The 10,798-nt window shown below is 74.7% G+C and carries 8 protein-coding genes; 5 read left to right on the forward strand and 3 right to left on the reverse strand.

The features are described 5' to 3' along the window. The first annotated feature begins 6 nt into the window (after nt 1–6). Entirely contained in the window at nt 7–2,448 is a 2,442-nt protein-coding gene (locus ACFV6D_RS11050) for an RICIN domain-containing protein (protein ID WP_380559289.1), read from the forward strand. A gap of 105 nt (nt 2,449–2,553) precedes the next feature. Next, on the forward strand, nt 2,554–4,629 hold the full coding sequence (locus ACFV6D_RS11055) for a hypothetical protein (protein WP_380559291.1): 2,076 nt from the start codon (nt 2,554–2,556) through the stop codon (nt 4,627–4,629). Between the two features lie 29 nt (nt 4,630–4,658). Here the strand turns inward: ACFV6D_RS11055 and ACFV6D_RS11060 are convergent, their stop codons facing one another. Together ACFV6D_RS11060 and ACFV6D_RS11065 are read right to left on the reverse strand one after the other, a co-directional pair. After that, nucleotides 4,659–5,843 (reverse strand): saccharopine dehydrogenase family protein, encoded by a 1,185-nt coding sequence (locus ACFV6D_RS11060; RefSeq protein ID WP_380559293.1) that lies wholly within the window; start codon nt 5,841–5,843, stop codon nt 4,659–4,661. A 70-nt stretch (nt 5,844–5,913) separates the two neighbouring features. Then, nucleotides 5,914–6,933 (reverse strand): alpha/beta hydrolase family protein, encoded by a 1,020-nt coding sequence (locus tag ACFV6D_RS11065; protein ID WP_380559294.1) that lies wholly within the window; start codon nt 6,931–6,933, stop codon nt 5,914–5,916. 66 nt (nt 6,934–6,999) lie between these two features. On the opposite strand from ACFV6D_RS11065, the gene ACFV6D_RS11070 reads away from it, so the two are divergent. Then, nucleotides 7,000–7,845 carry a PaaX family transcriptional regulator C-terminal domain-containing protein gene (locus tag ACFV6D_RS11070; RefSeq protein WP_380559296.1) on the forward strand — a complete coding sequence of 282 codons (846 nt, stop codon included), beginning with the start codon at nt 7,000–7,002 and terminating at the stop codon, nt 7,843–7,845. Here ACFV6D_RS11070 and ACFV6D_RS11075 read toward each other — a convergent pair. Beyond that, complete coding sequence (locus tag ACFV6D_RS11075; RefSeq protein ID WP_380559298.1) at nt 7,835–9,112, reverse strand: MFS transporter; 1,278 nt, start codon at nt 9,110–9,112, stop codon at nt 7,835–7,837. The two genes, ACFV6D_RS11070 and ACFV6D_RS11075, sit on opposite strands and share 11 nt — an antisense overlap. Before the next feature lie 54 nt (nt 9,113–9,166). On the opposite strand from ACFV6D_RS11075, the gene ACFV6D_RS11080 reads away from it, so the two are divergent. Together ACFV6D_RS11080 and ACFV6D_RS11085 are read left to right on the forward strand one after the other, a co-directional pair. After that, nucleotides 9,167–9,910: an AraC family transcriptional regulator gene (locus ACFV6D_RS11080; protein WP_380559318.1), complete on the forward strand. Its 744-nt coding sequence runs from the start codon at nt 9,167–9,169 to the stop codon at nt 9,908–9,910. Nucleotides 9,911–9,947: 37 nt separating this feature from the next. Next, complete coding sequence (locus ACFV6D_RS11085) at nt 9,948–10,691, forward strand: SOS response-associated peptidase (protein ID WP_363376379.1); 744 nt, start codon at nt 9,948–9,950, stop codon at nt 10,689–10,691. Nucleotides 10,692–10,798 lie beyond the last annotated feature (107 nt).

Below are 10,798 nucleotides of genomic sequence, written 5' to 3' on the forward strand. Positions count from 1 at the left end.
GCCCCCATGCCCCCCACCCGCGCCCCGCGCCGCCGACCGGTCCGCGCCCTGCCCCCGGGCTCAGCGGTCCTGGCTGCCCTGGCCGTCCTCGCCGTCCAGGCCGTCCAGGCCGTCGGCGCGGGACCGGCCCGAGCCGACGGCGCGGCCCCGCTGGTCGACGGCGGCGGCTACGTCCTCGGCTCCGCCCTGGACGGCAGCTGCCTTGGCCCGCAGTACGCGCAACCGGCGGCCGGCACACCCGTCGTCGGCGCGGCCTGCCAGGGGCTGCTCAGCCAGCGCTGGCAGCTGCACCGCACCACCGACGGCTACCGGCTGGTCAACGCCGCGAGCGGACGCTGCCTGACCCTCGACGGCACCGGGCGGCGCCCCGGCACGGCCGACTGCGGCACCGACCCCGCCGCCGAGACCTTCGCCATCTCCCCGGCACCGGGCGGCAGTCACACCCTGGCCGCGCACGGCGCCTGCCTCACCACGGCAGGCGACCACGAGCAGGACGGCGCCGCCGACCGCGAGCAGAGCAACGCCGCCGACCGCCGCCGTTGCGACGCCCGGCCCGCCCACCGCTGGACCCTCACCCGCAGCGAACCGCTCACCCTCACCGACCCCGGCTTCGAACAGGGCACGGACGGCTGGACGTTCAGCGACCACACCGGCGTCGCCACCAACAACCCGCACGGCGGCACCCGCCTCGCCTACCTCGACGCCGGCTCCGGCCACCGGATCGCCCAGCAGGTCACCGCCGTCACCGCGGGCAGCTACGACCTGTCCGTCTGGATCGCCACCGGCGGCGCCGGCGGCACCTTATCGGTCAGCGTCAACGGCACCGTGGTCCGCTCGCTGACCCTGCCCGAGCAGCCCGTCTACGCGAAGTACACCCTGCCCCGGGTGCACGTCGCGGCCGGCGACCGGCTCACCCTCGGCATCGGCTCCTCCCCCACCGGCTGGGTCAACGCGGACGACGCCGCCGTCGCCCCGTCCGCCCCCAACGACCCGAGGATCAGCTCCTCGGACCCGGAGGTCGTCGCCCTGTTCGACTGGGCCAAGACCAAGGCCAACAGCTGGGTGCAGCAGGCCGGCACCACCGGCGTGCTCAACCAGGACGAGAACAACCCCGGCGGCACCGGCACCACCACCTACGACACCACCTACTGGGCCGGCTACCCGTTCCGCTCCGACTTCTACAGCCGCGACTTCGCCCACCAGCTGGTCGGCGCCCACCTGCTCGGCCTGGACGCCGAGAACAAGACCATGCTGCGCGGGTTCGCCGCCTCCGCCACCGAGACCAACAAGCTCTACCCGGTCTGGGCGCTCAACTTCGACGCCAGGACGTACGGCAGCATCGACTACCGGAGCCCCGACCGCTTCGTGCGCGAGCTGCCCGCGCCGTTCGAGCTGGTCGAGAAGGCCGGCGAGGCCTACCGGTGGACGGGGGACCGCGACTACGCCGACGACCCCGCGCTGAGCGGCTACGTCCGCAACACCCTCGGCCCCTTCATCGCCCAGCACCCCGGCCCGGTCGACAACGGCGGCCTGCCCATCCCGCAGGCCACCAGCCGCAGCATCTTCGCCGGCACCGCGAGCTACGCCGAGAACGCCACCAGCACCTACGCCGAGGCCGGCGACGCGATCGGCGCCCAGTACCAGGCGTACCTCGCCGCCGCGACGCTGGCCACCGCCAAGGGCGACACCGCCGCCGCCACCGGCTACCGGCAGGCCGCCACCGCGCTGCGCGACTACGTCAACACCACCTGGAGCGTGGACCGGCAGCAGCCCGGCGAGGTCGTGCACGGCTACGACACCACCGGCAAGCCGGTGACCGGCTGGGGCTACGAGTCCAGCGTGCTGATGCCGGTCAAGCAGCTGCTCGACCCCGGCCCGCGCCGGGACGCCCTCCTCGCCGCCATCGACGCCGCCGACTCCGGCCCGCAGCGCTCGACCAACCTGGAGGCCTACACCTACCTGCCCGACGCCTTCTTCGCCAACCAGGACGGCGACACCGCCTGGAAGTGGATGCGGCAGATCTACCAGGGCGTCGACCAGCTCCACGCCACCGGGCGGCTGCTCAACGGCGACTACCCCGAGGTCCCGTTCACGCTGCTCGGCCAGACCGTGCAGGGCCTGCTCGGCGTCGAGCCCGACGCCGCCGCGCACACCCTCGTGACCGCCTCCCGGCTGCCCGCCTCGATGGGCTGGCTGGAGGTCGCCGACATCCCGGTCGGCGCGGGCTCGGTCACCGTCCGGCACGACGGCCACCGCAGCAGCACCGTCACCAACACCGGCCGCGCGCCGCTCACCTGGGAGGCCCGCTTCGCCGGCCCGCACGGCGGGATCACCGTCGACGGCAAGGCCCGGCCCACCCGCACCAGGACCGTCGACGGCGTGAGCTACACCTACGCCACCGTCACCGTCGCCCCCGGGCGCACCGCGAGCGCCGCCGTCACGGACTGACCCCCCAGCGCACCACCCTTCCGGCCGACCGGCCCCCAACCGGTCGGCCGCACACCCCGCTCCACCCGACGCACCGTCACCACCCCCACACCCTCAGGAGCGCGCATGCGCCACATCCCCCACCGCCTCGCGGCACCCGTGCTCGCGCTGGCCCTCGCCGCCACCGGCCTCGGCGCCCTCACACTCGGCACGGCCGCCCCCGCCGCCGCCCTGGGCAACGGCAACGCCCTCACCCCGCCCATGGGGTGGAACTCCTGGAACTCCCTCGGCACCGAGGTCACCGAGGACCAGGTCGTCCAGACCATCGACTTCATGGCCGCCAACGGCCTGGTGGCGGCCGGCTACGACACCGTCACCATCGACGACGGCTGGTCGCTCTGGCACCGCGACGGCCAGACCACCGACCTGGTCCGCAACGCCGACGGCGGGCTCCAGCTCCACGACGCCGCCGGGAACCCCGTCAGCGGCACCGACGGCACCGGCAACGACCCCACCACCGGCCACCTCCTCCCCCGCCCGGACCACTTCCCCGCGCAGACCGTCAACGGGCGGACCGTCAACGGCATCGAGTACCTCGCCCAGTACGCGCACGGCAAGGGCATGAAGTTCGGCCTCTACGCCACCGACACCTACCTCACCTGCCAGATGCACCCCGGCAGCCTCGGCCACGAGAGCACCGACGCGAGCGACTTCGTCTCCTGGGGCGTCGACTACGTCAAGTACGACGACTGCCCCTACGGCCCGCAGATCACCGGCCCGGACGGCCACAACTACTTCACCCAGGGCGAGGGCAAGGAACTCACCCGCTCGATCTACGCCCGCGTCCAGACCTTCCAGCGCGCCCTCGACGCCGCCTCCGCCGCGCAGGGCCGGCCCAAGGTCACCCTCAGCGTCTCCGCCCAGCCCGCCCACACCGGCGTCCCATACCTGCTCGCCGCCGACGACCCGGCGCGCACCGACCCGGTGGTGCAGGCCGCCGGCACCGCGCCGTTCCAGGCGCCCGGCTACGCGCCGACCGGCGTCTGGTGCGGCCAGGTCGCCAACCTCTGCCGGATCGGCGGCGACCGCGACAGCGAGCTCGACGGGGTGCTCTGGAACGGGCAGTTGCAGACCGCGCTGCAGTACCCCGGCAACGTGCGCCCGGGCAGCTGGAACGACCTCGACATGATGTTCACCGGCTGGCAGGACGTCTACGGCGCCTGGGGCACCACCGACACCTGCACCTGCCACAAGCCGTTCACCGACGACGAGTCCCGCACCGAGACCTCCGTCCTCGCGATGCTCGCCGCCCCCCTGGTCTCCGGCGCCGACCTGCGCACCGCCGCACAGTCCCAGCACAGCGCGGACGGCCACACCTGGTCCACCGGGATCGACGCCGCGAGCCTGGCGGTCCTGAAGAACCGCGACGTCATAGCGATCGACCAGGACGCGCTGGCCAAGCCCGCCACCCTGGTCGGCGCCAAGCCCGCGAACGCCACCGCGCCGGTCGTCCTCCAGCGGCGGCTGGCGAACGGCGACACCGCCGTGCTGCTCGTCAACCAGGACCCGGCCGCGAGCCGCACGGTGAGCACCAGCCTCGGCGAGCTCGGCCTCACCGGGCCCGGCTACACCGCCAAGGAGCTGTGGACGGGCGCGAGTTCGACCGTCACCGGCACGCTCGGCGCCTCGGTGGCCCCGCACGGCGTGGCGCTGTACCGGCTCAGCGCCCGGCCGGCCACCGGGCCGGCCGCGGTGGTCGACGACGGCCGCTACCACGCGATCGGCGCCGGCGGCAGTGGCGGCCTGGTCCTCGAAGTGGCGGGGACCTGCAGCTCGCCGCTCGGCGCCGTCGCCGACGTCAACACCTGGTGGCCCACGCACACCTCCGAGCAGTGGACCTTCACCAGCAACCCGGACGGCACCGTGCGGATCGCCGACAACTGCGCCACCGCCACCCACGCGCACACCGTGCTCGCCGCCGGCACCGACCCCGGCAACAGCGCCTACCTGCTCGGCTACTCGCCCGGCAACCGCTGGCAGGAGTGGCGGGTCGCCCAGGACGGCGCCACCGGCAAGCTCACCATCACCAACGTCGCCACCGGCCTGGTCCTCAACGCCCGCACCGGCACGGCGGGTTCGACCGTGACCACGGACGCGGCCGACGGCGCCGTCCCCGGACAGGGCTGGGCCGTCGTGTCCTGACCTCGCCGGCGCTGACGCCGACGCCCTGATCACGCCCCCGGGCGCTCCTCCACCACGACGCCGACGCCCGGCCAGTGGCGTACCAGGTCGGCGAAGAAGCGCTCGGCGTCGATCGCCGCCTCGGGCGGGTGGACGCCCGGGGCGTGGACGCCGCCGTCCAGGAGCTGGGCGAGGCCGAGGGCCGCCGGCACGCCGGTGCTCTCGGCCATGTCGCCGAGCAGGGCCTCGGCGCCGGTGAGCCGGGCGAGGACGGTGACCGGCCGGCCCTCGCGGCTGCCGGTGGCGGCGGCGAAGAAGCCGGGGAGGCTGCCGGGGCCGGGGAAGCGGGCCGCGCGGGCGGCGGCCCGCAGGGTGCGGCGCAGCGTGGGGCGGTCGAGGTCGACGGCGGCGGTCTCGTTGCGCAGGCGCCCGGCGTCGAGGTCGTCCCGCAGGACGTCCAGGTAGGCGGCCGTCCTGGCGGTGACGACCATGAGGTTGGCGGCCGCGCCGCCGGGCCGCAGGCTGCGGTGCAGGGTGACCGGTTCGGGGTGGCCGACGGTGTACGCGGTGCCGCGGTGGCCGCCGGGCAGGTCGAGGGCGACCGGCCGCAGCGGGGGCCGCTGGACGATCCGGCCGCCGTCGACCACCGCGACCGTGCCGCTGATCTGCTGCATCCAGTGGACGGCGGCCGCCAGCGGGGCACCGTCCGGTCCGATCAGGGAGGTGTCGTCGGGTTCGGCGCCCGCGTCGACGGGCCAGGCGGTGTAGAGGTCGGTCAGGGTGTCGAGGCGGGCGGCGGCCCGGACGGCGAGCAGGTTGCTGACGCCGGGGCTGGCGCCCATGCCGATCACGGCGCGGACGCCGGCGGCGCGGGCCTCGCCGTCGAGTTCCAGCATGGCGACGGTGGGTTCCCAGTCGTCGCAGATGTCCAGGTAGTGGGTGCCGGTGCGGATCGCCGCGCGCAGCACGCCGAGGCCGAAGCGGTAGTACGGGCCGACGGTGTTGAGGACGGCGTCGGCTTCCGCGAGGGCGGCGTGCAGTTGCGCCCCGTCGGTGACGTCGACCTGGCGGGCCCGGACCGGCACCGGGCCGCCGGCGAGGGCGGCGGCGGTGCGGCGGGCGGCGTCCGGGTCGCGGTCGGCGATCACGAGTTCGTGGACGCCGGGCAGTCGGGCGGCGACCCGGGCGGCGACGCGGCCCATCGCTCCCGCTCCGCCGAGGGCGAGCACTCTCATCGTCGTTTCTCCTTTCGCCGGCTGCGTCCACCGGCTTTGCGGCTGGGCCGTCAGCGCTGCCCGAGCGAGGTCAGGAAGCCAGCGAGGTCAGGAAGCTGCGGTGCTCGTCGAGGTAGCCGGGGCTGAAGAGCGAGCGGGGTGCGGCGATCGCGAGGAGGGTGCTCTCCAGTTCCGAGTCCTCGACGGATTCGGGGACGATGTTGTGCGTGGCGTCCGGGTAGCGCTTGACCCGGAGCTGGCCGGGCGCGGTGAGGATCCTGCGGTAGCCGGCCTCGGTGTCGTCGCTGTCGACGTTGATGTCGCGCCCGCCGAGGAAGAGCAGGACCGGCACCCGGAGGGCGGCGAGGTCGTCGCTGGCGTCGGAGGTGTGGTTGCGGCGGTTGAAGTCCCAGCGCTGCGGGGTGAGGCCGTCGACGTCGCCGCCGCCGGCCCGGTACTGCTCGAAGGTCTGGCCGGCCCGGAGGGCGGCGAGGTTCCGGTCGCTGCGCGCGATGGCGGCCGCGGTCTCGGCCGGGGTGGCGTGCTTCTTCCTGAGTTCGGCGAGCAGGTTGTAGCGGCCCTGCTGGAGCCAGTTGAGGGCGGGGGCGACGGCGATCACGAACCTGACGTCCGGGGACTGCCGGGCGGCCTTGGGCATCACCCAGCCGGCCTGGCTGGCGCCCCAGAGGCCGATCCGGGCGGGGTCGATGCCGGGCTGCTTCTTTGCCCAGGCGATCGCGGCGACGGTCTCGTCGGCGCGGTCCTGGATGCTCTGGTCGAGCCAGTTGCCGGGGGCGCCGTCGACGCCGGGCTTGTCCCAGGAGAGGGAGGCGTAGCCGGCCTTGGCGATGGCCTCCCAGATCGGCCGGTAGAAGGTGGCGTGGGTGGCGCTGGTGGGGCCGTCCCCGTGGACGAAGACGACCAGGCCGGCGGGGGTGCGGCCGCCGGTCGGGCGGGCGAGGACGCCGTGCAACGGCTGCTTGCCGCCGGTGATGGTGACGCGTTCCTCCTTGAGGTCGTACTCGTTCTGGTACACCACCCAGCCGCCCGCGCCGAGCAGGAGCACCACCACGGACAGCAGTGATCCCCAGAGCAACCATCGCCTGCGCATCTTCACTCACCAATCTCTCGTTCTCAAAACGAACGTATCAGATCTGAACGCATTAGGATGGTCGCCATGGTGGAGATTCCGACCCGGGTGCTGGTCGAGGCGATGGTCCGTACGGACGGCACGGTCGACTGCGGCGACCTGTACGCCGTGGCCGGCCTGCTCGGGATGACCGACCAGCAGGTCCGGCTGACCGTCAAGCGCCTCACCGACGACGGACGGTTCGTCCAGGAGGGGCGCGGCCGCCGGGCCCTGCTGCGGGCCACCGCCGAGACCCGGCGCTCGATCGACCCCGACGTCGAGTACGTGGCACTGATGTACGCCCAGGACCGCGGCCGGGCCCCCTGGGACGGCGTCTGGCACCTCGCGGGATTCGCCGTCCCCGAGCACGCCCGGCCCGCCCGCGACGCGCTGCGCGAGGCGATCCTCCGACTCGGCGGCGCCCCGGTGCAGAACGGCCTCTACGTCTCGCCGCACCCCTGGGAGGAGGACGTCCTCGCCGAGGCCGCCGCCCTCGACGTGCGCGGCCACCTCACCCTCCTCACCAGCCGCGACCTGCGCACCGGCGAGACCGACGACCCCCGCGCGCTCGCCCGGCGCTGGTGGCCGCTGGACCAGGTCGCCGAGGGCCACCAGCGGCTCACCGAGGTCGCGGCCGACCGCCTCGCCCGACTGGAGAAGGGCCTCACCGGCTCCGAACTGCTCACCGTCGCCCTGGAGTTGGCCGCCGCCTTCACCGAGGCGATGGAGCCCGACCCGCTGCTGCCGCCGGAACTCCTGCCACAGCCCTGGCCCGGCACCACGGCCCGCGAACTCGTCGCCCGCTGCTGGGCGCTGCTGCTCGCCGACCCCGGGCCGGGCACGACCCGGCTGTTCGACGCCTACGCCGAGGTCGTCGCGGCCGTCACCGCGTAGCCGCCGGACCCGGCTCGGGCGCGGCCGCGCCAAAGGCTTCGGGCGCGACCGGCTCCGGCAGGGTGCGGAACAGCAGCCAGCTCAGCACCGGCATCAGCACCAGCGGCAGCAGGGCGGTGCGCAGCGAGGTCGCGTCGGCGAGGCCGCCGATCACCGGGCTCGCCAGGCCGCCGATGCTGACGGTCAGGCCCAGCGTGATCCCGCTGGCGGTGCCGATCCGCGAGGGCAGGTAGTCCTGCCCCAGCGTGACCTGCAACGAGAACGGCACGTACAGGCCCGCCGAGGTCAACGCCACGAAGACGTACAGCGCCGGGCCCGGCACCAGCACCACGCCCGCCACGGCCACCGCCGCCACCAGGTACGACCAGCGCGCCACCGCGACCCGGCCCCAGCGGTCCGCCAGCGCGCCGCCCAGCACCGAACCCACCGCGCCGCCCGCGTACAGCACCACCAGCGCCGCAGTGCCCGCCGCCGTACCGCCGCCGACCCGCTGGGTGGCGAACAGCGCGAGGAAGGTGCTCAGGCCGGTGAAGGCGATCGAGCGGCACACCACGGCCAGCGACAGCCGCACGAACGAGGCCCGGTCGTCGGCCCCGGCCACCGGCGCCGAAGCCGCCCCGGCGGCCCGCCGGCGCTCCAGTTCGCGCAGCACCGGCAGGCACAGGACGGCGCCCGCGAGCGCCGGCAGCACCAGCAGCGGGGTCAGCCGCAGGCCGCCGCCCGAGACCACCACGGAGACCAGCAGCGGGGCCGCCGCGAAGCCCAGGTTGCCGCCCAGCGAGAACCAGGCCATCCCCCGGTGGCCGTCCCGCGCGGCCAGCCGGGCCACCCGGGCGGACTCCGGGTGGTACGCGGCCACCCCGACCCCGGACAGCGCCACGAAGGCCAGCGTCAGCGGGTACGAGCCGCTCACCCCGCTGAGCGCGATGCCCACGCCGCCCACCAGCGTGCTGACCGGCAGCAGCCAGGGCAGCGGGCGGCGGTCGGTGATCGCGCCGAACAGCGGCTGCGCCACCGAGGAGAGCAGCGAGGCGGCGAGCACCACGCCCGAGACGGCGGCGTAGCCGTAGCCGCGCTCGGCCACGAAGAACGGGACCAGGGCGGCCACCGCGCCCTGGTAGACGTCCACGCAGGCGTGTCCGAGGGACAGCAGGGTGATCGAGGAGTCCCGTTTGCCGGGTGTGCTCTTCGGATTGTCAGGTGTGCTGGATGTATTGGACGCACTGGGCGTAGTGATCGGCAGGTTGTCCGGCGTTGTCCTCGGCATGCCGACATGCTCGGCGCAGCGACACCTGTCGGGCTTCCGATAATCTGCCAGGTGATGCCGAACATCCGCCATGACCCCGTCGCCCCGACCCGCGCCCAGCGGCTGGCCTCCGGCACCGGGATCGACGCCCACCGCCACGACGACCACCAGATCGCCTACGCGGCCAGCGGCGTGCTCGCCATCACCACCGACGCCGGCTCCTGGGTCGCCCCCGGCACCCGCGCCATCTGGGTCCCGGCCGGCACCGTGCACGCCCACCAGGCCCACGGCGAACTGGACCTCCACCTGGTCGGGCTGCCCGCCACCGAGAACCCGCTCGGCCTGGACCGGCCGACCGTGCTCGCCGTCGGGCCGCTGCTGCGCGAACTGATCGTCGCCTACACCCGCACCCCCGAGGACGACAGCCCCGAACGGGCCCGGCTGCGCGCCGTCCTGCTCGACCAGCTGCGCGCCTCACCACAGCAGCCGCTGCACCTGCCCGCCCCCGCCACGCCGCTGCTGCGCGCGGTCTGCGACCGGCTGCGGGCCGACCCGGCCGACCAGCACACCCTCGCCGAGCTGGGCCGGGCGGTCGGCGCCAGCGACCGCACGCTCTCCCGGCTCTTCCGCGCCGACCTCGGCATGACCTTCCCCCAATGGCGCACCCAGCTGCGGCTGCACCACGCTCTGGTGCTGCTCGCCGAGGGCCTGCCCGTCACGGCGGTCGCGCACCGCTGCGGCTGGTCCTCCGCGAGCGCCTTCATCGACGTCTTCCGCCGCACCTTCGGCCACACCCCAGGCCGCCACCCCACCTACTGACCCGGAATTGTCCGCCGCTGGTGGCAGGGTGGGGGGCATGTGCGGTCGCTTCGTCTCCACCACCACGCCCCAGGACCTCGTCGCCCTGCTCGGGGAACTGCGCTGGGATCCGGCCGAGTCGTTCGCGCCGAGCTGGAACGTGGCACCCACCGACCCGGTGCCCGCCGTCCTGGAACGCGTCGACCGGGAGAGCGGCGAGCTGCTACGGCAGCTGCGCCCGCTGCGCTGGGGCCTGGTGCCGTCCTGGTCCAAGGACCCCTCCGGCGGCGCCCGCATGATCAACGCCCGCTCGGAGACCGTCCACCTCAAGCCCGCCTTCCGCAAGGCCTTCACCACCCGGCGCTGCGTCATCCCCGCCGACGGCTACTTCGAGTGGCGCGAGGTGCCCGCCGCCGCCGACCGGAAGAAGTACAAGCAGCCGTACTTCCTCAGCACCGGCTCGGTCATGCTGATGGCCGGCCTGTACGAGTTCTGGCGCGACCGCACCCGGCCCGAGGACGACCCGGCGGCCTGGCTCGCCACCGCCACCGTCATCACCACCGACGCCACCGACAGCGCCGGGCGCGTCCACGACCGGATGCCGCTCACCATCGCCCCCGCCGACCTGGCCGCCTGGCTCGCCCCCGACCTCACGGACTCCGACGAACTCCACCACCTGCTGCGCCGCCCCGCCGACGGCGCCCTGCGGGTGCGGGCCGTCTCCCCCGCCGTCAACAGCGTCCGCTCCAACGGTCCGGAACTGCTCGCCCCCGCCCCGGACCCGCTGGGGCTGGCGGACTGACGTCCGACCGGCCGTCAGGCGATCCGGCCGGCCGGCCAGCCCGGGGGCGAGGACCAGGGCGCCTCCGGGCCGCCCGTTCCGGTGGCGTGCCAGGTGGGGGCGGTGTG

The organism is Kitasatospora sp. NPDC059812, assembly GCF_042732075.1.
Taxonomy (GTDB): domain Bacteria; phylum Actinomycetota; class Actinomycetes; order Streptomycetales; family Streptomycetaceae; genus Kitasatospora.